Source organism: Rhizobium sp. 10PS4 (assembly GCF_032464805.1).
Classification (GTDB): domain Bacteria; phylum Pseudomonadota; class Alphaproteobacteria; order Rhizobiales; family Rhizobiaceae; genus Rhizobium; species Rhizobium laguerreae.
The window spans coordinates 410,212-436,265 of record NZ_JAWDIW010000003.1 but is presented as its reverse complement, the minus strand read 5'-3'; the positions used below and the strand labels follow the sequence as shown (position 1 = coordinate 436,265).

General features: G+C 61.5%; 22 protein-coding genes and 1 pseudogene. 8 read left to right on the top strand and 15 right to left on the bottom strand.

The window, feature by feature from the left end; all coding sequences use genetic code 11:
* The first annotated feature begins 5 nt into the window (after positions 1–5).
* Positions 6–482: a winged helix-turn-helix transcriptional regulator gene (locus RWJ89_RS07790; RefSeq protein WP_316030804.1), complete on the top strand. Its 477-nt coding sequence runs from the start codon at positions 6–8 to the stop codon at positions 480–482.
* Positions 483–568: 86 nt separating this feature from the next.
* Here RWJ89_RS07790 and RWJ89_RS07785 read toward each other — a convergent pair whose 3' ends face one another.
* Positions 569–2,590, bottom strand: a complete 2,022-nt coding sequence (locus RWJ89_RS07785; RefSeq protein WP_221947870.1) for a beta-N-acetylhexosaminidase — start codon at positions 2,588–2,590, stop codon at positions 569–571.
* Between the two features lie 585 nt (positions 2,591–3,175).
* Here RWJ89_RS07785 and RWJ89_RS07780 point away from each other — a divergent pair.
* Complete coding sequence (locus RWJ89_RS07780; protein ID WP_316030803.1) at positions 3,176–4,717, top strand: DHA2 family efflux MFS transporter permease subunit; 1,542 nt, start codon at positions 3,176–3,178, stop codon at positions 4,715–4,717.
* A 69-nt stretch (positions 4,718–4,786) separates the two neighbouring features.
* Here RWJ89_RS07780 and RWJ89_RS07775 read toward each other — a convergent pair whose 3' ends face one another.
* Together RWJ89_RS07775 and RWJ89_RS07770 are read right to left on the bottom strand one after the other, a co-directional pair.
* Positions 4,787–6,100, bottom strand: a complete 1,314-nt coding sequence (locus RWJ89_RS07775) for an MFS transporter (RefSeq protein WP_131662525.1) — start codon at positions 6,098–6,100, stop codon at positions 4,787–4,789.
* A 536-nt stretch (positions 6,101–6,636) separates the two neighbouring features.
* Positions 6,637–7,305 (bottom strand): hypothetical protein, encoded by a 669-nt coding sequence (locus RWJ89_RS07770; RefSeq protein WP_131662524.1) that lies wholly within the window; start codon positions 7,303–7,305, stop codon positions 6,637–6,639.
* A gap of 343 nt (positions 7,306–7,648) precedes the next feature.
* Here RWJ89_RS07770 and RWJ89_RS07765 point away from each other — a divergent pair, with 343 nt between their 5' ends.
* Positions 7,649–10,936: a GH36-type glycosyl hydrolase domain-containing protein gene (locus RWJ89_RS07765; protein WP_316030802.1), complete on the top strand. Its 3,288-nt coding sequence runs from the start codon at positions 7,649–7,651 to the stop codon at positions 10,934–10,936.
* A gap of 21 nt (positions 10,937–10,957) precedes the next feature.
* Here the strand turns inward: RWJ89_RS07765 and RWJ89_RS07760 are convergent, their stop codons facing one another.
* The 3 genes from RWJ89_RS07760 to kduI all read right to left on the bottom strand — a co-directional run bounded on the left by RWJ89_RS07760 (position 10,958) and on the right by kduI (position 13,440).
* Complete coding sequence (locus RWJ89_RS07760; RefSeq protein WP_077980053.1) at positions 10,958–11,698, bottom strand: FadR/GntR family transcriptional regulator; 741 nt, start codon at positions 11,696–11,698, stop codon at positions 10,958–10,960.
* A gap of 144 nt (positions 11,699–11,842) precedes the next feature.
* A complete protein-coding gene (gene kduD, locus RWJ89_RS07755; protein ID WP_316030801.1) occupies positions 11,843–12,607 on the bottom strand; it encodes a 2-dehydro-3-deoxy-D-gluconate 5-dehydrogenase KduD in 765 nt (254 codons plus the stop codon).
* Entirely contained in the window at positions 12,604–13,440 is an 837-nt protein-coding gene (gene kduI / locus RWJ89_RS07750; protein ID WP_221999161.1) for a 5-dehydro-4-deoxy-D-glucuronate isomerase, read from the bottom strand. Before kduI ends, kduD begins: the two co-directional genes overlap by 4 nt.
* Before the next feature lie 103 nt (positions 13,441–13,543).
* Between kduI and RWJ89_RS07745 the strand changes: the two genes are divergently transcribed.
* Positions 13,544–13,906, top strand: a complete 363-nt coding sequence (locus RWJ89_RS07745) for a hypothetical protein (protein ID WP_316030800.1) — start codon at positions 13,544–13,546, stop codon at positions 13,904–13,906.
* 152 nt (positions 13,907–14,058) lie between these two features.
* On the opposite strand, the gene RWJ89_RS07740 is transcribed toward RWJ89_RS07745, so the two are convergent.
* From RWJ89_RS07740 to RWJ89_RS07715, 6 genes are all read right to left on the bottom strand, one after another.
* Positions 14,059–14,205, bottom strand: a complete 147-nt coding sequence (locus RWJ89_RS07740; RefSeq protein WP_003594835.1) for a DUF1127 domain-containing protein — start codon at positions 14,203–14,205, stop codon at positions 14,059–14,061.
* A 180-nt stretch (positions 14,206–14,385) separates the two neighbouring features.
* Positions 14,386–15,366 carry a 3'-5' exonuclease gene (locus tag RWJ89_RS07735; protein WP_316030799.1) on the bottom strand — a complete coding sequence of 327 codons (981 nt, stop codon included), beginning with the start codon at positions 15,364–15,366 and terminating at the stop codon, positions 14,386–14,388.
* Positions 15,367–15,451: 85 nt separating this feature from the next.
* Complete coding sequence (locus RWJ89_RS07730; RefSeq protein ID WP_316030798.1) at positions 15,452–16,831, bottom strand: ATP-binding protein; 1,380 nt, start codon at positions 16,829–16,831, stop codon at positions 15,452–15,454.
* Complete coding sequence (locus RWJ89_RS07725) at positions 16,828–17,502, bottom strand: response regulator transcription factor (protein WP_011655266.1); 675 nt, start codon at positions 17,500–17,502, stop codon at positions 16,828–16,830. Before RWJ89_RS07725 ends, RWJ89_RS07730 begins: the two co-directional genes overlap by 4 nt.
* Positions 17,503–17,638: 136 nt before the next feature.
* Positions 17,639–18,238 carry a class I SAM-dependent methyltransferase gene (locus RWJ89_RS07720; protein ID WP_316030797.1) on the bottom strand — a complete coding sequence of 200 codons (600 nt, stop codon included), beginning with the start codon at positions 18,236–18,238 and terminating at the stop codon, positions 17,639–17,641.
* A gap of 96 nt (positions 18,239–18,334) precedes the next feature.
* A complete protein-coding gene (locus RWJ89_RS07715; RefSeq protein ID WP_222061430.1) occupies positions 18,335–19,225 on the bottom strand; it encodes a haloalkane dehalogenase in 891 nt (296 codons plus the stop codon).
* Here RWJ89_RS07715 and RWJ89_RS07710 point away from each other — a divergent pair, their 5' ends adjacent.
* From RWJ89_RS07710 to RWJ89_RS07700, 3 genes are all read left to right on the top strand, one after another.
* Positions 19,226–19,738: a MarR family winged helix-turn-helix transcriptional regulator gene (locus tag RWJ89_RS07710; RefSeq protein ID WP_316030796.1), complete on the top strand. Its 513-nt coding sequence runs from the start codon at positions 19,226–19,228 to the stop codon at positions 19,736–19,738.
* Positions 19,739–19,800: 62 nt separating this feature from the next.
* On the top strand, positions 19,801–21,063 hold the full coding sequence (locus RWJ89_RS07705; protein ID WP_222061432.1) for a flavin monoamine oxidase family protein: 1,263 nt from the start codon (positions 19,801–19,803) through the stop codon (positions 21,061–21,063).
* Positions 21,064–21,300: 237 nt separating this feature from the next.
* Positions 21,301–22,332: an aldo/keto reductase gene (locus RWJ89_RS07700; protein WP_316030795.1), complete on the top strand. Its 1,032-nt coding sequence runs from the start codon at positions 21,301–21,303 to the stop codon at positions 22,330–22,332.
* 155 nt (positions 22,333–22,487) lie between these two features.
* Here the strand turns inward: RWJ89_RS07700 and RWJ89_RS07695 are convergent, their stop codons facing one another.
* Together RWJ89_RS07695 and RWJ89_RS07690 are read right to left on the bottom strand one after the other, a co-directional pair.
* Positions 22,488–23,126, bottom strand: a complete 639-nt coding sequence (locus RWJ89_RS07695; RefSeq protein ID WP_222010581.1) for a LysE family translocator — start codon at positions 23,124–23,126, stop codon at positions 22,488–22,490.
* Positions 23,127–23,257: 131 nt separating this feature from the next.
* Positions 23,258–23,431: pseudogene (locus tag RWJ89_RS07690) on the bottom strand (helix-turn-helix transcriptional regulator); the annotation flags it as partial.
* 95 nt (positions 23,432–23,526) lie between these two features.
* Between RWJ89_RS07690 and RWJ89_RS07685 the strand changes: the two are divergent.
* Complete coding sequence (locus RWJ89_RS07685; protein ID WP_168266658.1) at positions 23,527–24,003, top strand: carboxymuconolactone decarboxylase family protein; 477 nt, start codon at positions 23,527–23,529, stop codon at positions 24,001–24,003.
* Between the two features lie 74 nt (positions 24,004–24,077).
* On the opposite strand, the gene RWJ89_RS07680 is transcribed toward RWJ89_RS07685, so the two are convergent.
* Complete coding sequence (locus RWJ89_RS07680) at positions 24,078–25,862, bottom strand: APC family permease (RefSeq protein ID WP_222010580.1); 1,785 nt, start codon at positions 25,860–25,862, stop codon at positions 24,078–24,080.
* Positions 25,863–26,054: the final 192 nt, after the last annotated feature.

Below are 26,054 nucleotides of genomic sequence, written 5' to 3'. Positions count from 1 at the left end.
TCGACATGAAGAATCTTTCCGAACAGCCCTGCCTGATCGCCCGCAGCCTGGCGCTCGTCGGCGATGCGTGGAGCATGCTGATCATGCGCGACGCCCATGCGGGGCTGACCCGTTTCGATGAATTTCGCAAAAGCCTCGGCATCGTCCCGACAATGCTGACGGGGCGGCTGTCATCGCTGACCGAAGAAGGATTGCTGGAAAAGCGTCGCTATTCCGAGCGTCCGCCGCGCGACGAATATGTGCTGACGGAAGCCGGCCGTGACTTTCTGCCGGTGCTGTTTGCAATCGGCGCCTGGGGCCGCAAGCACCGCGGCGGCGGCGCAGTCACCCGCTTCTTTGACGCTGAAACAGGAACCGAGATCGATCCCGTCACCATCGACTGCGCGACCGGCGCGCCTATTGGAACACGTCCTATTCGTATCGCCGCACCCGAAGGTCAGCTGCCCACGGCAGATGACGCGGCACCTGACAACACCCCTTGAAAGCGATGTCCGTATCCTTGCCATCACCGCCTCCGGCGATGGCAAGGGGGGATCCTCACATCAAAACCCGCGGCCCAATCCGCGCGCTACGACTGCTGCAGCCCGTAGAGCAGCGGCATCAGTCCCGCGAGCGCCCTGAAGCGCTCCCACGACTTGGATGGCGGCTTCGTCCAGCCGGTTTCGGCCAGTGCGGAAAGGCGCGGAAAGACGAGGCGGTCGAAAACGGCGCGATCCGTCATCGGCTCGGACCAGATGCAGGCCTGAATGCCGAGGAGTTTCTGTTTCTGGCTCGCCGTCCAGCCGCCGGTGGGGTCGAAATTGTAGAGCTTCTCGGCATCCGAAGTCCCCGCCCAGCTGGCGCCCGGCTCGTCCCAGTCGGGCCTGAGCGCCATGTCGAGGTAGTAGACCTGCCCGGGGCAGACGACGATTTCGTAGCCGCGCTCGGCAAGTTCGGCCGAGACCTCGACATTGCGCCAGCTGCAGAGATAGCTCTGCGATTTGTCGATGACATCGCCGTGGGCCGCCTCTTCCCAGCCGCCGGTGATGCAGCCCTTGCTCGCAAGGAAGCGCTGGACGCGGCTCAGGAATTCCGCCTGCAGGATGGCGGCGCCCGAGCCGTGGATGTCGTCGGCGCCATGGGTATTGGTCACGACGTTCAGCCGCTTGGCATGCGCATCGGCAACCTCGTCGCCCGCCACGCTACGCAGGCGTTCGAGCGCTTCCGGCGAGCCGGACCACGCGCCAAGCGGAACTTCGTCGGCGCCGAGATGGATGATCTTGAACGGAAAGAGCTCGATGAGTTCGGAGAGGATCGTCTCGATGATCTCATAGGTCTTCTCGCGGGCCGGATTGATGCAATTGTCGGGAAAGCCCTGAACCGAATAATAGCTGCCGATCTCGGCCGGATCGCGCAGCTCCGGTATTGCCTGCTGCATGGCGTAGCAATGGCCGGGGACATCGATCTCCGGCACGATCTCTACGCCGAAGCTCTTGGCATGGGCGACGATCTCGCGGATGGCAGCCTTGGTGTAGTAACCGCCGGTGCGGGCCGGGCTCGAACCGAGCAGCGGCGGAACGGCCAGACCGTGGCCGCGCCAGGCACCGACCGCGGTCAAATCAGGATAGGCGTCGATCTCGACGCGCCAGGCTTCGTCGTCGGAAAGGTGCCAGTGGAAGCGGTTGAGCTTATTCCAGGCCAGCACCGCCAGCAGCTTCTTGACTTCAGCCGCGCCATAGAACTGGCGGGCGACGTCGAGATGCAGGCCGCGCCAACCCATCGACGGCTCATCGACGATCTCGCCGGAGGCCGGAAACCGGAAGACCTCGGGATGCAGCCTTGCACCGCGCCAGATCTGGCCGAGTGTGACAAGGCCATAGAGGAAGCCGGTCTGGCTGACGGCCTCGATGGTGATCGCCTCACCCTCGAAGCTCAGCCGATAGGCCTCCGGCCCGAGCCCGGCGGCATCCTTCAGGGCAACCGGAACCGCGCCTTCCGCCTCGCTCCGCACAATGCCTTCGACGGCGAAGAGATGCTCGACCAGCGCTGCGAAACTGCGTGTTGCCGCCTCCCCTGCAGCGCTCTGCGCCTGCGGCGCAAAACCGGCCGGCAGTGGCCGATGCGAGGCGACCGCCACATGGTTCGGCCAGGGGATGATCGACACCTGAACAGGCGCATTGACCGGCACCGGATAGATCTCGGCGCCACGCTTCAATGGGGCGTTGCTGACCGAAGATCGCGTCGGCTCTATGGTGAGCACGATCGTGCTGCCGTCGGAAAGGGCGAGATAACCGCTCGTCGCGCCATCCGTCCAGTGGCGGAATTGCCAGCTCAGCGCGTAGACCGAGATCGTCCACGTCTCGCCGGCGCCGAGAACGAAATTGGCCGGCGGCTGGAATTCGGTGAAATTCGACAGCCGCTGCGAAACCGTGGCGCCTTCGACGCGCCCGGCCGGATCGACGCGACCCGGACCGCTGACGCACAGCGAGAAATTCGAAAGCGGCTCTGTGCCCAGATTTTTGAGGCGCAGGACGTAGGAAAATTCCTTGCCATCCGCAGGCGGGTTCCAAAGGGTTTCAAGCCGCAGGGCTTTTGGTCGCGGTGTGGACATGGTCACTCTTTCCTCTTGAAGATCGGATCATGCGTATTCCGGCGCATTACCGGGAGCGGAATTGGGTATGGCGCCAGCGGCCTTTTGGTAGAAGGCGGCGGGTGGAAATGTTGCCGATGATCGCGTGGCCAAGCCCGATCGGAGCGGTTGCTTCCGCAAAGCCGGCTTCGATGCAAATGGGCGGGGTGCATCCTTGCTCAACCTCATCCCGGCGATCCCGTTGTTTTTGATGTCAATCAAATTGATTTAAGATTGATAGTCAGTTTCCCGCCGACACGTCAATTGCCGATCGGAAATTTCTGCAGCGCCTCCGGATCGGCTCTCAGCGACGCGCACCGAACTGCAGGAAGACCTCGTCGGGGCGCTCTCGGATTCCATCGAGTCGGGCATGGGACGGCTGGTTCGCGTTGGTGACGTATTTGTGTTGGCAGATCCCTATCCCTTCCGTCCTCATCCGAACTATGGTGTCGGCGTCGGCGGAATTGCGCTCCACGTCTTTGTTTGCGGCATGCCGTCTCGATCGTAAATAGGATCGGCCTTAGTCTTCGCACCCTGGGTGGAGAATGCAGCGCGCGGGATCATCGCATGTCGGAACGACTTGAATCTGCCCGCCCTGATGAAACACCGGCCATCGTCTGGCTCGGCTTCATGGCGATGTGCGTCGGCATGTTCATGGCGATCCTCGACGTCCAGGTGGTGGCGACATCGCTGCCGACCATCCAGTCGGCGCTGGGTATCGATCCGGATCAGATGAGCTGGATACAGACGGCCTATCTCATCGCCGAAGTGGTCGCGATCCCGCTCACCGGCTTCTTGACGCGGCTTCTGACGATGCGATGGCTGTTCGTTACCGCCATCAGCCTGTTCGTCGCAGCCTCCGCCGGTTGTGCGATGAGCGGCAGCTTCGGCGAGCTGGTAGCCTGGCGGGTGCTTCAGGGCTTTTCCGGCGGAACCCTGATCCCCTCGGTGTTTTCAGCCGTGTTCATTCTCTTCCCGAACGAGCGCCAGGCACTTGCGACGACGATCGCCGGCGTTCTCGCAGTGTTGGCCCCGACCGTCGGACCGATCGTCGGCGGATGGCTGACGCAAACCTACTCCTGGCACTGGTTGTTCCTGATCAACATCCTCCCAGGCATTGCCTCGGCAATCCTGGCGGCACGGTCCTTGCCGAGGCAGGCGACCGATCCGTCCGAACTCAGGCATCTCGACGGTCTGTCGCTTCTGCTGATGGCAACCGCGCTGACGAGCTTGGAGCTCAGCCTGAAAGAGGCGCCGACGAGCGGCTGGGGCTCAGCCTATGTGCTCAGCCTGCTGGCGGTCTGCCTTGCATCGGGAGGTGTCTTCATCTGGCGAACGCTGCGCAGAAACCGGCCGATCGTCGATCTCGGCAATTTCGGCGATCGAAACTTTCTCGTCGGCTCGGTTCTGAGCTTCGTGCTCGGCATCGGCCTCTTCGGCTCGGTCTACCTCATGCCGGTCTTTCTCGCTTTCATCAGGGGACACGACGCCCTCCAAATCGGCATGACGATGCTGGTCACCGGCGTCGCGCAATTGATCACGGCGCCGATCGCGGTGGCGCTGGAGAAGCGGATGGACGCGCGATTGCTGTCGGCGGCCGGTTTCGCGCTGTTTGCGGTCGGTGTCGGGATGAGCGCTTTTCAGGATCCTCGCACCGATTATGACGCGATGTTCTGGCCGCAGGTCGTGCGCGGCGTCGCCATCATGTTCTGCCTACTGCCGCCGACGCGGCTGGCGCTCGGCACTCTGCCACCAGACCGCATCCCCGACGCGAGCGGACTTTTCAATCTGATGCGCAATCTCGGCGGGGCGATCGGCATCGCTCTCATCGACACCATCATCTACACGCGCTCGGAGCCGCTGGGACAAGGCCTCTGGACCCGTCTTCAAGCCGGCGACGTCGAGGCTGCGACATTCGTCGGCGCACCTCTTCAGACCATATCGGGGCATAGTGGCAGCTTCGACGCGGATACCACGGCACTGCTCGATCCGCTGGTCCAGACCGCGGCAAGCGTCCAGGCGATCAACGAAGCCTGGATGGTGATTGCCGTCCTGACCGGCTGCGCCCTGCTCTCGGTGCCCTTTGCCAGGCGGCCAACGTCAACGTGAAAACCAGGGTTGACGAGACCTACCCCCCGCGATCCTGAGATGGAAGCCAACGCATCGGCCAAACGGCTTCTAGGCTAGCTTAGCACTGCGCGTCTCGGCATCGATGAAATAGGCTGCAGCACCTGCCAACAGCAGCAACGCAGCGAAAATCCCGATGACCAGGCCGAAATCTTTAGTCACAAAAAGACCGATCAACGATGGCGCAAGCAGCCCTCCAAGCCGAGCCATAGCACCGGCGGCACCCATTCCGGTTGCCCTGGAGGCAGTAGGATAAAGCTCTGGCGTATAGGCGTAGAGTGCACCCCACGTACCAAGCAGCGCGAAACTCATGATGAGCAGTGACGACGCTACCAAGAGTGCGGATGAGCCGACGACAAACAAAATGGATCCCATCGCGGAAAGGATGCAAAATGCCACAAGCGTTGGACGCCGCCCCCACTTTTCGACGCCGTAGGCAGCGAGCGCATACCCGGGGATCTGGGCAAGCGCGATCAGCACAAGAAAACCGTAGCCTCGAACGAAGCCAAAGCCGTCCCCGGCAAGTTTCGGAGGCATCCAGGTGAAGACACCATAGTAAGAAATGGATACCAGAAACCAAACCGCGAGGATCAGAACGGTTCGACGCCGCAGAGCGTGGGAGAATATTCCGACACTACGCGTCGGTGTCGCAGGCGCTATGTCAACCTCTTCTCCCAGAGCACGGCGGCCATTCACCAGGATCATCCGGTCGATGATCGCCTTTGCTTCTCCACCCCTTCCCTTGCGCAGAAGATAGAGCGGCGATTCCGGCACGAAAAACCGCAGACCGAAACCGATAATCGCCGGGACCGCTGTTACGGCAAAGATCAATCGCCAGGCTTCGGCCACGCTCCAGAGACTGAGCAGCCAGGCTGCAATTGCGACAACCAGGGTTCCGACGGCCCAGAAACCCTCCAGCAGCACCAGCCACCTGCCTCGGTTCTTCGCCGGTAGGAATTCGGCCATCATCGCATAGTCCACCGGCAACGTCCCGCCGACTGCTGCACCGGTCAGGAAGCGCATGAACAGAAGGAAGGTGAAGTCTGGCGCGAAAATTGACAGTGTGCCAAAGACCGCATCACAGGAGACAGTCGCGATCAGAACGCCGCGACGGCCGATCCTGTCAGCAAGCCTACCAAACCCCATTGCGCCCAGAAACATGCCAAGGAAAAACACCGTGCCCGTCTGAAGCGCCTGCGGCACCGTCAGTTCGAAGCTCGTGGCGATCGAAGCCGCTGTGAAGCCCACTGCGATGACCTGCATGGCGTCAGCTGCCCAGACCAAGCCGAAGATGGCCATCAGCCGTCGCTGATATCGTCCTGCTCCCGCGTGGTTGAGAGCATCGTCGATGGTGATTGTGGTCATTTGTTCCCATCCCCGGCTGCCGTGGTTCGCTCATAGCGCATACAGCCCAAAAGATCACAGCCGCAAGCCGCGATGGCCATTTGCCAGCTTTACCTGGGCGTTTTATGACATACGAATTGGATGCCGGTCGATCAAACCCGGCAGCAACCCGTGATTTTCGCAGACAAAAAAAGAGGGCCGACGGAGAACCGTGGCCCTTTAATTGTGAAGGTATAAACCTCCAGAGGGGAACAGCTGAAACGACGGAACTGGGAGGAAAGCCGTCGTGTTGCATCAGCTATAATCACCATGCTCCTTTTTTGACCAGTTGGAAAACATTTTTTGTGCAATGCAGCTATGCAACGGCGGACTATCCAGCCGAAGGAGCCGTGGAGGATGGATCTTGAACGCTGCTACCGCGACCTGGGTTTTGAACTTTCTAGAAGGCGTCGATCTGGCGCCGGCCTAGGCCGCAATTGAAACGAGCCATCCAATGGAAAACAGGCCATGCGTGAGGACGCGATACCTTTGACCGGGTTCGACGATATCGCTTGATTTTACTCGGCGTCGTCGTTTGCCTTTGGGAACAGTTGCAGCACATTTGACCCACCCGGGTGCGCGAGAGTGCGAGCCTTTGGGCGCTGCGAGCTATTTTCTCCAGCCTTTTGGACAGCTGAAACGAGACCTTCCCGCCGGCGATAATAATCTGGCTTGGCAGGCAGGGTGATGTCAAACTCTTCAAGCATACGCTCAATAATGTCCATCGCTTCAGCCGCCAGACCAGCATAACCTTCTTGGCGTCGCTCGAAGAAGCCATCGTATCCGGGCCTGGAAAGGTCGAGACTATCCAACGCATAAGAAAGGGTCTTCACCCGGTTCGACAACCACAAAATTTCTTCTACAAGCTCGGGATTAAAAAGCGCCCAGTTTGCGTCTTGCGGAAGTGCAAGGGTTGGATCGGGAACGTGAAACGCGAATTGGCCTTCATCCATAGGATTGAATTCGGGCATGTCGTGAACGGCGGCATAGCTGGCTCCGACAAAATCATCTAGGGCCAGCACCGTCAGCATCGCTAGGTTTCTAACCTCGGCTTTCGGGCGCCGGTTGATCCCAGACTTCGCAAGTCGAATGACGATGGGAAGCAAGGAGCCAGCGGCCAAACCGCCGGCGCCGATGAACGCTCCCATTGCCATGATCCCTTGAGTGGTTTCGAAGAACTGCGTCAATAGTCACCTCGTTGAATAGGAGCTGCGAGTTGCGTCAAGAAGCACGCACAGATGGAATCAGCAGTTTCCGTCCCAGTTTGCCTTGAACTTAAACGATAGGGAACTCCGTTCCCGCGGTATGGCGCCATTGAGCATCTGACGGCATCATCGTCACCGGCCACCACAGTTCCTTTGAAGCCTTGGCAATAACCTATCGGTGCAACTATCGAATTGGAACATCAAGTGATATCGACTGGCCTGGCTTTCAAGGCCCTCATCGAGAACCGGCGATAGCGGTAAGATTTCTCTCAACCATTTTGCGTCATCCTCCAGTTTCCTTCTGAAGCCAATCGACGAGATCTCAATGGCCACGGACCTTGACCGCAGTTTTCAAATGCCCCGACGCGACGAGCTTGGCCTCTTCACGATCAGCAACGGTTCCGGCCTATCGATATCGGCTTTGCCGAACGGCACCCTGTTTGCCATCGAATATGCCGACGACAAGGGATCGATGCAGATCAACCAGATCCAGGGCTCGCCGCTTACCGGCGGCATCGGTCGCCTTTATCTGCGCATCGGCGGGGCTGCACCTGACGTCGTCGAGCTTGTCGGGTCTCGCGCCGACGGCAGCTTCGGGCACGATGCGACGAGCCTCTCCTGGAGCGGCAAGAGAGGCGATATCGGCTACAATGTCCGCCTTGAGCTTCACCCTTCCGAAACAGCCTGGTTCTGGCGTGTCTCCATCCGGCATCGGAAGGATGGGACGCTGCCGGTCGATCTGGTGCTGATCCAGGACGTCGGTCTCGGCGATCGCGGCTTCCTGATGAACAGCGAAGCCTATGCCTCTCAATATGTCGATCATCATATCGCCGATCACGAGACCTTCGGCCCTGTCGTGATGAACCGGCAAAATCTCAAGCAGTCGGGCGTCCGCAACCCCTGGCTCGTGCAGGGCTGCCTCGATGGCGCGGCCGCCTATGCCACGGATGCGATCCAGCTGGTGCAGGCGAGCGACCGGCTCGACGACATGCTGGTCGGCCCCTTCGGCACCAACCTGCCGAGCAAACGGCGGCAGCAGGAGACGGCATGCCCCGCCATTCAGTCGAAATCGCTCTCCGTTCCGGCAAGCGGTGCGACCGTGACCTTCTTTGCCGTGTTTGCCGCCGATCATCCCGAGGCATCGAGCGATGCCGACCTTTCACGGCTTGACGAGCTCGCGGCGACAGACAGTGCGACCGCCGATATCGAGGAGGTCGCGCCAGTCCGCAGCCTTCTCCAGGATGCTGCCTTGCTGAAGGCCGAGGCGCTGAATAAAAAAGCGATCGGCCAGCTCTATCCGGCGCGGAGCCTGGAAGAGCGCGTCGACGGAAAGCTTCTTTCGTTTTTCGTGTCGGACGGCATTTTGAACCGCCACGTGGTCTTGCGCGACAAGGAACTCATGGTGGCGCGCCGTCACGGCGCGATCGTCAGAAGCGGTGAAAACATGCTGCTCGACGATGCGACGCTTGCCGCGACCTGCTGGATGCAGGGCATTTTCGCGGCCCAGCTGACGATCGGCAATACGTCCTTTCACAAGCTCTTTTCCGTCTCCCGCGATCCCTACAATTTGACCCGCGCCAGCGGGCTGCGCATCATGGCGGATGTCGGCGCCGGCTGGCAGCTTCTGGCAGTGCCGTCGGCTTTCGAAATGGGGCTCAGCGATTGCCGCTGGATCTATCGTCTCCCCGAACGCACGATCATCGTGTCGGCGGTCGCCTCCGGCGAGAATGCGGCGATGCAGTGGAGCGTCTCCGTCGAGGGCAAGCCGTGCCGCTTTCTGGTGTTCGGCCATGTCGTGCTTGGCGAGCGCGAATATGACGCCGGCGGGCAGATCGAATTCGATCCGTCGGGCAAACGCATTCTTTTCCGGCCGGACCCGGCCTGGCTCTGGGGCGAGCGTTATCCCGATGCCGGCTGTTGGTTGGTGAGTTCGACGCCCGACGCGATCGAGGAAATCGGCGGCGACGAACTGCTCTACAGCGATGGGGTAACACGCAATGGCGCCTTCGTGGCGCTCCGATCCCTGATGACGCAAGCGCTCTCTTTCGCCGTCGTCGGCTCGATGACCGATGCGGCGGAAGCCGAGCGACTGGCGCAACGTTATGAGGCCGGCGTCACCGATGAAGCCATGCTGGCACCGGCATCGAAATTCTGGCGGAACACTGTGCGCGGCCTGACGATCGCCAGCACCTCGCCCGACCTCGCCGCGCAGACGACCCTGCTGCCCTGGCTCGCGCATGACGCGATCGTGCATCTGAGCGTACCGCACGGCCTCGAGCAATATACAGGTGCTGCCTGGGGCACACGCGACGCATGCCAAGGGCCGATCGAATTCCTGCTCGCCTACGAGCATGATCGCGAAGCCAAGGAGGTGCTGAAGACCGTCTTCAGCGAACAATACCTGGAAAAAGGCGATTGGCCGCAATGGTTTATGCTGGAGCCCTATGCCAACATCCGGGCGGGCGATAGTCACGGCGACATCGTCGTCTGGCCGCTGAAGGCGCTCTGCGACTATATTGAGGCGACCGGCGATCTCGCCATCCTCGACGAGAAAGTCTCCTGGCGTGACGAAAAGACGATGGCCAGGGCGCCGGAGCTCGACACCATCGCGATCCATGTCGAGAAGCTGCTCGAGACCGTTCGCGAAGCTTTCATCCCTGGAACGCATCTGATCCGCTATGGCGAGGGAGACTGGAACGATTCCCTGCAGCCGGCCGATCCGCATCTGCGCGACTGGATGGTCAGCAGTTGGACCGTTGCCCTGCTCTACGAGCAGATCGTCCGTTATTCGGCGATCCTGCGCCGCCTCGGCCACGGCGACAAGGCCAGGGGCTTGAGGAAGATCGCAACGGCGATGCGCCGGGACTTCAACCGTCATCTCGTGCGCGACGGCGTCGTTGCCGGCTACGGTATCTTCGATCCCGCCCATGACGGCGTCGAATTGCTGCTGCACCCGAGCGACCGGCGCACCGGCCTGCATTTCTCGCTGATCTCGATGACGCAGGCGATGCTTGGCGGCCTCTTCACGCCGGTTCAGAGACGCGATCATATGAATCTGATCGAAGAGCATCTGCTCTTCCCCGACGGCGTGCGGCTGATGGAAAAACCGGCGACCTATGCCGGCGGGCCCGAGACGCTGTTTCGGCGGGCCGAATCCTCCTCCTTCTTCGGCCGCGAGATCGGGCTGATGTATGTGCATGCGCATCTGCGCTATTGCGAGACGCTGGCGCTGGAGGCGGAAGTGGACGAACTCTGGAAGGCGATCGCCGTCGTCAATCCGATTTCTGTCACCACGGCGCTGCCGCATGCATCGCTGCGCCAGCGCAACACCTATTTCAGCAGCAGTGATGCGGCTTTCCACGACCGTTATCAGGCAGCGGCCGAATGGGGGCGCGTCAAGGCGGGAGAGATTGCCGTCGACGGCGGATGGCGCATCTATTCAAGCGGCCCGGGGCTCTACACCAGGAGCTTCGTCGGAAATATCCTCGGCTTCAAACGGCGCTTCGGCCGGCGCAAACGTAAACCGCTTCTGCCCGCAATCCATGCCTCCGCCGATCTGCAAACGGATCACGCCGCCTGGCGGCGGCTGATGAAGCCGAAACCCAAGGCGTAACAGTTCAGGACGAGGCGCTATCTATGCAGTAGCGTCGCGCAGCTCTTCGAAGCGCGCGGCGCTCTTCGATAGGTGGCTTCGGATGGCGCGGCGCGCGGCAGGCTCGTCCCGGTCGCGGATCGCCGCGAATATGGCGTGGTGTTCCCTGCGCATTCGCGCCGCATGGCGCTTGCGCTCGGCTGAGGTCATCTTGTCCAAGCGCGCCCATTGCCGCGGCACCATGATGTTGCCGAACGTGTCAAAGAGGCGGCCGTAATAGTAGTTTTGCGTCGCGACCAGAATGGACCGGTGGAAGGCGTAGTCCTCCTGCGCGCCGTACCCGCCTTCTTCGAGCGCCTTGTCTAGGTCATCGAGACGATCCTGCATACGGTCGATGTCCTCCTGTGTGCGCCGCAGCGCCGCAAGACCGGCGGCTTCATATTCGACCCCCATGCGCAGTTCCAGCACACGCAGGACCTCGTCGATCGACTGCAGGTCGTTGGGAATGATGGAGAAGGATCTGGGCGTTGGATCGTTCGAGACAAAAGCCCCAAGGCCTTGCCGTGTGGTGATCAGCCCCTTCGCGCGCAGCGCGGCGAGCGCTTCGCGAACGATCGTCCGGCTGACGCCGGTTGCCGTCATGATCGCCTGTTCGGTCGGCAGGCGCTGGCCCGGCTTCAGGTCGCCGGACTCGATTTGCGCCGTCAACATGTCGGCAAGGTTGCTGCGCAGGTTCGGCGCCTGCTGAATGGTATTGAAGACCGCGTTGTCCTTATCTGCCATCCTGTTTCGAAATCCTGGTGTCGAGGCGGCTGCGCCGACCCCGTTTCCTGTTCGTTTCCGCATCCACGCCGATGGGGGTGGGCAGCGGCACTAAAGCGCGTCGCGATCTTTCAGATTAGCTCCCCGCGCTTTAGGTGAGACCGATTACCGAGCCAGCCAACCGCCATCGACGGGCAGCACCGTTCCATGCACGTAGTCGGATGCCGACGATGCCAGGAATACGGCCGCACCGCCGAGTTCGGACGGCATTCCCCAGCGCCCGGCCGGGATCCGGGCAAGGATGGCGGCATTGCGGTCGGCATCTTCGCGCAGCGCCGTGGTGTTGTTGGTCACGAAGTAGCCGGGGGCGATGGCGTTGACGTTGACGCCCTTGCCGGCCCATTCGCAGGCAAGCAGCTTGGTCAGCCCGGCAAGGCCGCTTTTCGAGGCGGTATAAGACGGGATCCGGATGCCGCCCTGGAAGGAGAGCAGCGAGGCGATGTTGATGATCTTGCCCCTGCCCTTGTCGACCATATGGCGGCCGGCCGCCTGAGACAGGAAGAAGGCAGTCTTCAGATTGACGTCGATCACCGCGTCCCAGTCTTCCTCGGTGAAGTCGAGTGCATCGGCGCGGCGGATGATGCCGGCATTGTTGACGAGGATGTCGAGGCCGCCGAAGATCTGGATGGTCTCGGTAACGATCCCCTTGACCGGTTCGATGCTGGCGAGATCGGCCTTGACGACATGGAAGCGGCTTCCCGCTTCATGCACCAGCGCCTCGGTTTCGTCCATCGAGGAGCGTCCGACGGCGACGATCGACGCACCGGCCTGCGCCAACGCTGCCGCGATGGCCTGGCCGAGACCCGTATTGGCGCCGGTGACGACGGCAACCCGGCCGGAAAGGTCGAAGGGATTTGCCACGACGCTCACCTCAAATCTGCAATGGCGATATGGTCCATGTCGGTGAAGCTCTTATTGTCGCCGGCCATCGCCCAGATGAAGCTGTAATTCTTGGTGCCGGCACCCGAATGGATCGACCAGGGCGGCGAGATGACCGCCTGTTCGTTGGCGACAAGCATATGGCGGGTCTGCTGCGGCTCGCCCATGAAATGGAACACACGCTGCTCGGCTTCGAGATCGAAATAGAGATAGGCTTCCATGCGACGGTCATGCGTATGGGCAGGCATTGTGTTCCAGACGCTGCCCGGCTCGATCATGGTGAAGCCCAGAGTGAGTTGGCAGGACTGGCAGACCTCAGGATGGATGAACTGGTAGATCGACCGTTTGTTGGCCGTCGCGGCTTCGCCCGGCGTCAGGTGACGGGCCTTTTCGCGGGTGAGCAATACGGTCGGGTGCGCCTGATGCGCTGGCGTCGAGACCAGATAGAACTTTGCCGGATTGGCGGCATCCGCGCTCTCGAACCTGATGTCCCTGGCACCCTTGCCGACATAGAGGCAATCATATTTGGCAAGATCGTAGTTCGTGCCGTCGACGATGATGCGGCCGGCACCGCCGATGTTGAGCGCGCCGAGTTCACGCTCGGCGAGGAAGGTTTCCTGTCCGACCGCCGTCGGCGCCGTTAGCGTCAGCCCGGGGCCGAGCGGCGTCGCGCCGCCGATGACCATCCGATCGTAATGCGAATAGGTGAGCCGGATCTCGCCGCTCGCGAAGACGGTTTCCACCAGAAAATGACGCCGCAGCGTCTCCGTGTCGAAATTGCGCACGGCCTCTGGATGGGAGGCGTGCCTCACGTCGATCTGCATGTCAATTTTCCTTCCGCTTCATTGTCGCCATGGGTCGTCGCTGTTGCGGGAGCCGGTCTTGTCCGGCGTGTTCCGCTGCGGCGGTATCCATCCGGTTACATAGTTGTACGACAAGTTTGGTGTCAACAGGTTTGTCGGTCCTCGCTTGAGGAGACGCAAGGCCCGCAAGAACACGAAAGAAAATCTGGGAATAGACGGGAGAATTTCCGGAGATGATGACGCCATCATCGATCGCAAGCGGATGCTTCGGCGCGGCCCGACATTTTCTTGGGCCAAAACGAAAAAGCCTGCCGCGGGAGGAGGTGCGGCAGGCTTTCGTAAAAAACCGAACGACAGCTGGGAGGAGGAGTGCTGTCATTCCACAAGCGACCCTGGGAGGAGGATGGGGCGCCTGTACATCGAAGGGACGCGGGAGGAGGTGCATCGCTTCGATAGAATTAATCATACTTATTTCTTGCTCAGTTGATAGGCATTTATTTGCAGGGCAGCTATGCGTTATGCGAAAAGCGGGAGGCTCGATTACCCTGGTCCATTCGCTGTAAGCACAAAAAGCAAAGCGCCCGCTCGGGAGGAAGCAGGCGCTGGCATGGTCTTGAAGATGCTTGGTCTAAGCTGCCGTTAGCGGGCGATGGCTGCGCGGGCGACGTTGCGGATGTCGCCGCGGCCGATGCCGAGGTCGTCCAGTTCGCGTGCGGACATACGACCCAGTTCAGCGACCGTCTGACGATACTTGCGCCAGTTATTGAAAGAGCGTGCTACGTTCATGATGATCCCCTTTCGTGGGCTTTCGAAGCTTAGCTGCCAGTCCTTGGCGCTTCGTTCGCTTCGATGAGGTGTATATAATACGAGACCGCTGATTATTGCAGCGCCAATGCATCAGTGCACCTATGCGGCACTTGCATGGGTGGCCATATCTTGCAGCTCAGGATCCGAACCGCTTCGCGGTCAGAGTTTGAAACGATCGAAGGCCGTCAGCCGCACGATCGGCGGCTCCGCCTCTGCCCATCGGTAAATATCCGAGCGCAGATAGGAGAGTTCGTCGTCGAGATCCTCTTCGCCGACTTCGATCCACCAGGACTTCAGGCGGCCGTCGCTGCCGTCCGACCAGCGATAACCCCTCCCCTTCAGATGATCCTTCATCTCGAACGGGCTGTGTTCGGCAAAGATACGGATGCGCGAGCGCTGGCTGGCGCGGTAAAGCTCGGTGAACGGGCTTTCACCGCCGCGCTGCTCCCGATCGAGGATTTCCAGCAGTGCGTGGCAGTCGTCCACGGCGCGATGGCCTTCGTGGAAATACCCGGCCTGGCCGACGAGATAGCCGAGCTTCGTACCCTCGAAGCCGCGGCCGCTCCAGTCGATCTCCGAAACCGAGCATGCCCAGGCCTTGCCGGTGAAAATCTTCGAGAAGGCCTCGCAGAACGGCCGGTCGAAACCGGCATTGTGGGCAATGATCAGATCCGCCGGCTCGATCAGAGTTCTCAGCGATTGGATATCGATGAGCTGTCCTTCGACCATCGCATCGGTGATACCCGTCAGCCGGGTGATCTCGGGCGGGATCGGCCGGGACGGCTGTTGCAGGCCGCCGTAAATGCCGACGATATCGCCGATCGTGCCGTCATCGTCGAAGGTGAAGGCGATGGCGCCGATTTCGATGATCTCGTCGTTGCGGTGGTTGAGACCTGTGGTCTCCGTATCGAGGATGACGCCGAGCCGCGAAAACCCCGGCCGTCTGACTGACGCAATCGGCCGGGTGGCCAGTTTTCTCAAGATGCGATAGTTGCCGCTCTCTTCGAGCGTCCGCGCCATGTCTTCATTGGAGTGGACGACCGGCTGCGATGGCCGCCGGTGCGATGGACCGCGTGCCTTGGCCGTTGCTGGCGATGCCTTGGCAAACATGTCGAGTTGCGAATCTCTGTGCACGCTCATCGAATCTATATGTCATGAAGAGGCGATTTAATCCATCGCACGGACAGCACCACGCCTTTTCGAGAGGCGCCGCTAGCACCTTGAATTATGCAGTCGCCAGATGTGGTGGAGTATCAACATGTGCCGTTTTGTCCGTCGGGAAGCTCAGCCGGCAGACCGCGCCTGGACTGTAGTTGTCGATCGTCACCTCACCGCCGTGCATGCGCAGGATGTCGCGGACGAGATTAAGGCCGAGGCCGGCACCGCGTCCGTCGTGATGGCGCTTGAAGAACGGCTCGAATATGCGATCGCGCATATCGGCGGGGATGCCCGGTCCCTCGTCCCTGACTTCGATCCAGTTGCAGCCTGATGTCAGCGAGATGGTGCCTTTCCTGCCGCCATGGTTGATCGCGTTCTGCAGGATGTTCATCAGGGCGCGCTGCAGCGCCAGAGGATCGCCCTCGATCTCGCCGGCGCCGTCGACATCGAACTGTACCGTGTAGCCGGCGGCAAAGGCCAGCGGCGCCATCTCGATCATGACCTTCCTCGCCAACTGGCCGAGATCGACCTTGGTGAACTGGACCTTGCCCTGTTTCAGTCGCTGAAGATCGAGCATCTGCTCGGTGAGTACGGCGAGCCTGGCTGCATCTTCCAGGAGGTCGGTCTTGATCGAACTGTGCGGCAGGGCTCCAATTCTCGTGTTCAGAATGGCGATCGGCGTGCGCAGCTCATGGGCGGCATCGGTCAGAAACCGTTCCTGCCGCTCGTAACCCTCGTCGAGACGTCCGAGCGCGCGGTTGACGGCGTGCACCAGCGGCGCGATCTCTTCGGGAATATCGTGTTCCGACAGCCGGCCGCCACGCTGGTCGATATCGATCGTATCGGCCTGGAGCGCGGCCTGATCGATCCCGACCAGCGATCGTCGCACGACGAGCGGCGTCGCGATCAACGCACCCAACGCCATCACCGCGACGATGGGAATGACAATCTTCGCAAGCACCAGCGAAAGCTTGAGCAGGATCAAGGTGGACGAGATGGGGCCGTCGGTGCTCGTCAGAAACTGCACCTGTCCCCAATCCGTCGCAATCCACTTCATCCGGGCAGCCGGACGGTCGTGGTCGCCGAGATTCGCGCCGAACTCGGCCTCGACGACATGATCGAGCGTGTTGCCGATTGTGGCATATTCTTCCGGAATCTGGCCCTCGGTCAAAACATGTCCCTGCATGTCACGGACAGTGTACCAGAGATCGGGCGCGTCCTTGCGCAGCTGCCGCAGATCCTCGGTCTCCCTCAGGCTCAACTCTCCGGTGGGTTGCCGGAAGACGGCCTGGCGCAGGACCTCGATCGTGCCCTCCGTCGACCTGTATTCGGATATCTTGCCAACCGAAATCAGCACGATCATCACCAGGATGAGCACGACCGATTGCACGGCAAGAAGGCGCCAGAACAGGCGCTTGCGCAGCGAATAGGAGCATCGTTTGCTCATGATGCTTCCCGCAGGAGATAACCCACGCCCCGGATAACGTTGATGACCACGCCTGCTTGCGATGCCGCCAGCTTGCGCCGCAACCGCGATATGTGGGAATCGAGCGCGTTCGACTGGATCTCGTCGTCGAAGCCGAAGACCGCTTCCATCAAGGCCGGTCGCGGCACCATGCGACCGGCGCGGCGCATGAGGCATTCGAGCACCAGCGCCTCCCGGCGCGGCATTTCCAGACGCAGGCCGGAGACGATGATGTCGCAATAGGTCGGATCGAACGAAAGACGGCCGATCGAGATCAGCGCCGGGCGCAAGGTTTCGGAGCGGCGCATCACGGCACGCAGCCGCGCCAGAAGTTCGTCGAAGACGAAGGGCTTGGCAAGGTAGTCGTCGGCGCCGGTCTCAAGGCCGGTGATCCTGTCTGGAACCTCTCCCTTGGCGGTGATGACGATGATCGGCAGCGTCAGCCCCTTCTTGCGGATCTTCGGAATAAGTTCGAGGCCATCGCCGTCAGGCAGTTGCCGATCCAGAAGGACGGCGTCGTAGGCGCCGTCGCCGATCACCAGTTCGGCGTCGCACAGCGTCGAAACATGATCCATCACCATGTCGTGCCTGGTCAGGGCGCCTCGGAGCGCCACGGCCATTTGAGGTTCATCCTCGATCAGTAATATGCGCATCTCACATTCCTATCGGGGACCTATCGGGGGCCGTCGGTCCATAGGTGGAAACCATATCACCCTCGAACAAGTCTGCGATGCCTGTCGCGCATCGAATGCGGGATCGCCGCCGCGTAGCAAAGGATCGTATCCGTCATCACGCGCGGCGCTGCTCGATCAATATCATCGGCTGGTACCTGCGGCTGATCCGATAGACCGCGGCCGGCGGGATATTGCGCAACGTCCAGCCGATCCTCGTGGCGACAAGGTCGAGGGAGTCGAGGATTTCGACGGGCACCGGGCATTTCGGCCCGTAGGTGAACTGATAGAAGGCACCGTGCGGTCTGAGGTTGGAAAAGCAGCCCTCGAGGAGCGTCCGCACGTCCTCCGACCGCATGGCAAGAAGCGGAAGCCCGCTGACGACACCGCCGAAGAAGCTTCCGGAAAGCGCCGTCTTCCACATCTGCCGCACGTCCACCCACAGCACCCTGGCATCGGGAAAGCGGCCTTGAAGCAGGGTGGCGAAATCCCGCTCGTATTCGACCAGCGTCAGATCGCGCTCGGCAATGCCGCGTTCCAAAAGGGCTGCGGTGAAAACGCCGGTGCCCGGGCCGAGTTCGAGAACCGGCCCGGTTAACGTAGAAATTTCCTTGGTCATCAGGCCCGCAAGGCGGGGGCCTGAAGGCGTGATCGAGGCGATGCGCAGCGGCGCGCGAAGCCAGGCGAGAAGAAAGCGTCGTCGATCGAAACGTGGCATGGGACCTTCACGGTGGCTGATTGATCCCACCTATGAACCGGCTCAACATTGCAACAGTCTGTCATGTCGCAGTCACGGTGCCGCCGAGGCAGATCTTCATGACTGAGACGCGACCTTCCGGTGCGCTGCTCTCAGCCCGCTCCTGTCGATCCAGCTTTTGATTTCGGTGGCAATCGCCTCGGGCTGGTCCTCGGGGGCGATATGGCGTGCCGGCCCACACCCTCTGATCTCCAGGCCTGCGATGTTGTCGAGGCACCACGAAATCATCTCGCTGCCGATTAACAGCGTTTCGGGGGGGCCTTCGAAGGTCAGCAGCAGCTTGGGAACCTCAGGACTGGCGGAAAGCCAGCGGTCATAGCCCTCAATCCTGGCGACTACATCGGCCGGCTCGCCGTTGATCGGCATGGCACGCGGCCATTTCAGCAGCGGGCGCCGGCTGTTACGGTCCGGATAGGGTGCGCGGTAGACATCCCAGTCGGCATCGCTAAGCCCTTTCAGCGTGGTCGCTCGCAAGGCCTGTTCGATGAAGAAATTTTCGTCGAGGACCTTGGCCTCGCCGGTTCCCGCACCCCGCAACAGTTCATAACGCGCCTTTCCGCCGCCTGGCAGATCCTCCCAGCTCATCGGCCGCAGAATGGTTTCCATGAAGGCGATGCCGCGCACCCGCTCGGCGTGGCGCGAGGCCCAGTCGAATGCCAGCGCGCCGCCCCAGTCGTGGCCGACGAGCACAATGTCGTCGAGGGCAAGCGCATCGAACCAGGCGTCGAGATAGGCGATGTGATCGCCATAGCGATAGCCGATGTCGGGTTTGCCGGAGCGCCCCATGCCGATCAGATCGGGCGCCAGGCAGCGGCCCGACCCGATACCGGGCATGATGTTCCGCCAGAGATGCGATGAGGTGGGATTGCCGTGAAGGAAGACGATCGGGTCGCCCTCCCCCAGCTCCTCGTAGGAGATGAACGAGGTGAGGATATCGATGGTCGGCATATGGAGCTCCACGCTTTCGTGCTATATAGGCAGGCGACTGTCCATTTATCATATAGACAGGTGACTGTCGATATTGCTGCGCGGGGTTTCATGTCGTCGTCTTCCCTTGGCCTGTTGTTGCGTCTGGTCCATCAGCATTGGACACAGGCCGTCGAAGCGGCACTCGATGAGGCCGGCTACGGCGATATCCGCCCGCCGCACGCCAATGTCTTCACCTTCGCGCGCCCAGAGGGCATCCAGGTCAGCGAGCTGACCAAGCTCGCCCGTGTTCGCAAGCAGACGATGACGCAGGCCGTGGAAGAACTCGAGCGCTTGGGTTATGTCGAGCGCCGGCCTGATCCGAACGACCGCCGCGGCCGGCTGGTGTTTCTGACGGAAAAAGGCCAGGGGGTCAGGCCGATAGCGATGGCGGCGGGCCGGCGTGTCGATGAAAGCTGGGCGGCCTTGACCAGCCAGCAGCAGATGGACGATCTGCGGACAGCACTCCGGCGGCTGCTGGAACAGCTGCAATAGCAAGCGGGTTGGCATGAGCGCGACCCTTTCCACTTAACCGTCGCGCGACCGAAGGAGAATGTATGCCTGGTGACAACAGCAAAGGTGCCGACGAGGATGTCGTTATCATCGGCGCCGGTGCCGCCGGCATTGCCGCCGCCCGTCGCCTGCTGGCAATCCGCCCGGACCTGTCCATCCTCCTGCTTGAAGCTGGCGATCGTCTCGGCGGTCGCGCCTGGACGGCCAGTCTGCCTGAAGCGTTCGACATCGGGCTTGATCTCGGCTGCGGCTGGCTGCATGGCGCGCGGACCAATGCCTGGACTGCAATCGCCGGCGAGGTCGGACTGACGGTCGACCGCACGCCTGCGCCCTGGAACGATGGCGGACGGCGGCTTCAGCGGGATGACGCGGAGGCGCACGCCGCAAGTCAGGCGATCGGCGCCTATTTCAAGCGCCTCGAGAGCCACGCGGGGAATGATGCGGCCATGGCCGATATGCTCGAGCCCGGCAATCCCTGGAACGGCCAGATCCGGGCGGTCGGCACCTACATCACCGGCGCCGAACTGGAGCGGTCGTCGGTCGTCGACTACAACAGATATGATCCCGGCCCCGGCCCTGACTGGCGGGTGCGCGAGGGCTATGGAAGGCTGGTCTCGCATTACGGCAAGCCGGTTCGGGCAAGGCGCGGCACCGAGGTTACGCGCATTGACCATCGTCATGCCGGCCGTATCGTCATCGAGACGAACCAGGGTGTGCTCAGTGCCCGCGCGGTGCTGGTGACCGTTTCGACGAATGTGCTTGCCGCCGGCAAGATCGCCTTCGACCCGCCTTTGCCTGACAAGATCGAGGCAGCGGCCCGTTTGCCGCTCGGGCTCGCCGACAAGCTCTTCTTGAAGCTCGCAAATCAGGAGGCGCTGCCGGCGGACACGCATATGCTCGGCTCCAACAGTCACGGCGCGACCGGCACCTATCAGCTCCGGCCGTTCGGCGCTCCCGTCGTCGAGGCCTATTTCGCCGGCGACCTCGCGCATGATCTGGAGAGGCAAGGCAGAGAGGCTGCCTCTTCCTTCGCTGGAGACGAACTGGCGGCACATTTCGGTGCCGACATCCGCAAGGAGCTGTCGGTCGTCGCGATGTCGGCCTGGGCTGCGGCGCCCCATATCGGCGGCTCCTATTCCTACGCCGAACCCGGCGCCTCCGATCAACGCGGCCGTCTCGCCGCGCCGCATGACGAGCGGATCTTCTTTGCCGGCGAGGCCTGTTCGACGTCGCGTTATTCGACGGCGCACGGCGCCTACGAGACCGGTGTTGCGGCTGCCGATCGGATTGCCGACTCGTTTTCGTGAAATCCGTGCCTTCGCCGGCTGCCACGGCAGCAGGAATATTTTTTTCTCACTTGGTCGCGCGGGCGGGATTGGTTATGCTGCCCTCGCCCCTGTGCTCCCAGCCCAGGGCGCTATACGTCATCCGGCGGCAAGCCGCCGCCTCAAGCACAATATTGTCATTGTCATTGATTGCAGGAGCCCCGGCTTCTACCCCGACGTTTGCACGTCGGCTGCGGGTATCCGCATGAGGAGGAAGAAATGGATTATCGCAAGCTCGGTCCGAGCGGGACCGTCGTCACCGCCTATTGCCTCGGCACCATGACCTTCGGCGCGGAGGCCGATGAGGCCGCCTCGCACAAGCTGCTCGACGATTATTTCGCCTGGGGCGGCAATTTCATCGATACCGCCGATGTCTATAGCGCCGGCAAGTCAGAAGAGATCATCGGACGCTGGCTGAAGGCGCGCCCGACCGAGGCCCGCCAGGCGATCGTCGCCACCAAGGGGCGGTTCCCGATGGGCAACGGCCCCAACGATATCGGCCTGTCGCGCCGGCATCTTGGCCAGGCGCTCGACGATTCGCTCCGCCGCCTCGGCCTCGAGCAGATCGACCTTTACCAGATGCATGCCTGGGACGCGCTGACGCCGATCGAGGAGACGCTGCGTTTCCTCGACGATGCGGTTTCCTCCGGCAAGATCGGCTATTACGGCTTCTCCAACTATGTCGGCTGGCACATCGCCAAGGCCTCGGAGATCGCCAAGGCGCGCGGTTATACCCGCCCGGTGACGCTGCAGCCGCAATATAATCTGCTGGTGCGCGACATCGAACTCGAGATCATCGCGGCCTGCCAGGATGCCGGCATGGGTCTGTTGCCGTGGTCGCCGCTCGGCGGCGGCTGGCTGACCGGCAAATACAAGCGCGACGAGATGCCGACGGGTGCCACCCGCCTCGGCGAAAACCCCAATCGCGGCGGCGAATCCTATGCGCCGCGCAATGCGCTGGAACGAACCTGGGCGATCATCGCTGTCGTCGAGGAGATCGCCAAGGCGCATGGCGTCAGCATGGCGCAGGTGGCGCTGGCCTGGACGGCAGCGCAGCCGGCGATCACGTCCGTGATCCTCGGCGCCCGCACGCCCGAACAGCTCGCCGACAATTTGGGCGCCATGAAGCTCAAACTCTCCGACGACGAGATGGCCAAACTGAACGATGTGAGCGCGCCTCAGCCGTTCGACTATCCCTATGGAAAGGGCGGTATCAACCAACGCCATCGCAAGATCGAGGGCGGCCGCTGAGCCTTTCCTCTGTCTCCGAACAAACCCTGTCCGCTTCTCGCCGAAGCGGACAGGGTGCCAGGACGATCGACCGGCGCCGAGAAAATTCTGTTCTAAATTAAAGAGTTAGAACATGATGTCGCGCGAAAACCGCTCACACTTTTCGGCATCATGCTTTAGCGGCGGCTGCTTCGGTTCCCCGCAAAGGCAGCCATCAGCCCAAGGCCGATCAACAGGACCCCGCTGACATAGCGTTCGGCCGTGAGATAGCGGCGATTGCGCCTCAACCAGTTGCCCGCGATACCGGCGGCGAACGCGTAGCTGCCGTCGGTTATGATGCCGAGGCAGGTGTAGATCAGACCCAGGACGGCGATCTGCATCGTTGCGTGACCCCGATCTACCGCGACGAACTGGGGCAGGAAGGCAAGAAAGAAGAGCGCGGTCTTGGGATTGAAGAGATTGACGACGAATCCGTCGCGGAGAAGGCGTGCGTAGCCGAAGGGCTTCAAGTGGGTGTCGGGAAGTTCGTTTCGGCCGAAAATCTTCTTGAACCCAAGCCATATCAGATATGCCGCGCCCGCGTATTTGACGATGCTGAACGCTAAAGCCGACGAAGCCAGGACCGCTGACAGGCCCAATGCCGCGACGATGACATGCACCAGTGTCGCAGCGTGAATGCCGAGAATCGATGGAAAGCCGGCGAGGCGGCCGTGCTCAACCGAGCGGGCAAAGATATAGAGAACCGCCGGCCCTGGAATCAGGAGCAGGGCCAAGGAAGCGCCGATAAACAACCAGATATTGCCGAAGGTTGGCATGATAATCGCCCTGCTCCTGTTTTCCGCTTCGTCTTGCGAGCATTCGCTGGGCCCAGCCCGTGGTCATCCCGCGGGAGCCATTGCGCAAGAGTGGACAGTATGCACAGGTGGAAGCACCGCTGTCTTGAACGCTATAAACCTTTCGCATAGTCGGCGGGCGTCACGCCCGTCGTCTGCTTGAACAGCCGGGAGAGATGGCTCTGGTCCGCGAAGCCCACCATCTCGGCCACCTCGGCGGGTGGCGTGCCTGACCGAAGCAACTGCCGCGCGCGGCTCAGTCGCAATTGCCTCTGATAGGCATGCGGCGCCACTGGCCGCATAAATCAAAAATTTCCGTGAGCCGTCACATCGGGAGATCCCGGCCCGTCATGATATCGGCAACAACAGAAGGAAGCCAATCATGACGACAAAAATTGATCTCTTCGCAGCTGCCCCTTCGCTGATGAAGTCTTGGCAGCGGACATCGATCGAACTCGAGGTCGCTGCCAATTTCGACCCGATCCTTTCCGAACTGGTCAAAATCCGCGCCTCGCAGATCAATGGCTGTGCCAACTGCATCAATCTCCATGCGTCCGAAGCGCGCGAGAATGGCGAAACCGAGCAACGCATCTACCTGCTGCCGGCCTGGCGGGAGGCGCCTTGCTATACCGATCGCGAACGCGCTGCGCTCGGCTGGACCGAAGCCCTGACACGCCTTTCCGAAGGACGGGAGCACGCGACCGCTTACGAAACCCTCAAGACCCAGTTCACGGAGGAGGAGCAGGTCAAGCTCACCATGATGATCAACATCATCAGCGGGTGGAACCGTATCGCTGTCGGCTTCGGTCTCTATGTCGACGCGGCCGCCATCAAGGCCACCAGGGCTTCGGCCGCCTGACACCACGACCATCCACGCAAAAAGCCGCCATGTTTCCATGGCGGCTTGGCGGCCTATCTGCTTGGGAGGCGATTTTAGGCCGGAAGCTGGAAGATCACGTTGGCGATCAGGACGATCGCCAGGCCGCCGGCGAGCGCGAGATAGGGCAGGATGCCGGCCTTCTTGACGCCGAGATCCTGGCCGACGAGGCCAAGATCCTCCATCGCGCCAGCCGGGAATTTACCGCCGTCGCGCACATAGTGGCGATAGGCGAAGACCGGCAGGATCAGGGCGGCGAAGATGAAGCCGACCCAGAGCGCATTGGAATAACCCCAGACCTTGGCACCGGCGCCGAGAAACAGCGCGTTGACGAAGGCCAGCACGGTGTTGAGGCCGATCAGCCAGGTCGGCGCCTTCCAGGGGCGTTCGATATGACCGGAATCCATCCGGTGGATCCAGCCGGAATTGAGGTTCAGGAAGTTGAAGATGATGTAGCCGACATTCGAGACGGCGAGCACGAAGAAATAGCCGCCGACATCCGAGGCGATCGCCAGCAGGAAGAGATTGAAGGCGAAATCGGTCCACATCGCCCGCGTCGGCGCGCCGTGTTCGTTGACGTGGTCGAGATATTTCGGCAGCCAGCCATCCTTCGAGCCCTGGTAGAGCGTGCGCGAGGAACCGGCCATCGCCGTCATGATGGCGAGGAAGAGCGCCATGATCATCAGTACGACGAGCAGCTGGGTAACGACGCGGCCGGCGCCGATCAGACCGCCGAGCGCTTCGGCAACACCGGTGCCATCGACGATCCCGGGGGCCAGCATGCCTGCATGGCCGAGAACGCCCTGGAAGGCGAAGGGCACGAGGAAGAAGAACAGGCAGCAGGCAAGGCCGGAATAGAAGATCGCCTTGAAGGTGTCGGTCTTCGGGTTCTTGAGTTCGCGGGTGTAGCAGACGGCCGTCTCGAAGCCGTAGGTCGACCAGGCAGCGATATAGAGGCCACCGAGGAAGAGTGTCCAGCCGCCGTTGCTCCAGGTGCCGTCGGCAGCGGAATAGGCGGCTGTCGGTGGCACGAGACCGGTAACGTTGGTGGCAAGGATCTGGCCGCTGACGATCGGGTAAAGGCCGATGATGAGCAGCGGCACCAGCACGATGATGGCCAGCCACTTCTGCACGCTTGCCGTTTCCGAAATGCCACGATGCTGGATGGCGAAGATGATCAGCATCAGGATGCCGCCGATGAAGAAGGTGGCATTGATATTGGCGGTGGCAAGGAAGGGAATACTGAAGCTGAAGAGCGACCAGCTGCGGATCGCCGGTGTCAGGGCGGCGACACCATCGGTGCCGAGCACTGCCTTGACGGCGTCATCCGGCGTCGTGCCGGCATGGGCTGCGATATATTCAGCGACGCGGGGGCTGTCGGCCGTGACGGAAGCGGCATGCGCTGAGATCCAGTCGAGGACCATTTGCGAATCCGCTGCCGGAATCGGGTAGAATGCATTGAGGATGTAGCCGGCGGCGATGGCGCAGCCGAGCGACAGCACCGGCGACCAGGCAAACCAGTTGCACCAGACGGACAGCGGCGCGATGAATTTCGAGTAACGCAGCCAGGCGGTGGCGCCATAGACCGAAGCGCCGCCGGACTTGTTGGCGAACATGCCGGCGATCTCGGCATAGGTGAAGGATTGCAGGAAACCCATCACCATCGAGATGATCCAGACGACGAAGGCGAGTTTGCCCGTCGTGCCTGCGATGCCGCCAATGGAGAAAAGAACGAGCGGCGGCACGCCCGCAGCCACCCAGAATGCGCCCTTCCAGTCGAGCGCGCGTACAAGCTTACCTTCGGTGCCGGATGCAATCCCGGCCTCCACAACGTCTGTCATCGGTGAAATTCCCCATTCTATTTGTTCCGGACGTATCTTTGTACGTCTCCCTGAACGTGTCTCCCTGACAGTCTCAAGCCGGCCCGGATGATTTTGGCGATCCGTGTTCCCGACGGATTCCCGAGTCTCAACTCTTTATGCATAGTGAAGATATTTTCTTTTTAGTCAACATCACTTTACTTTCCCGGGGCA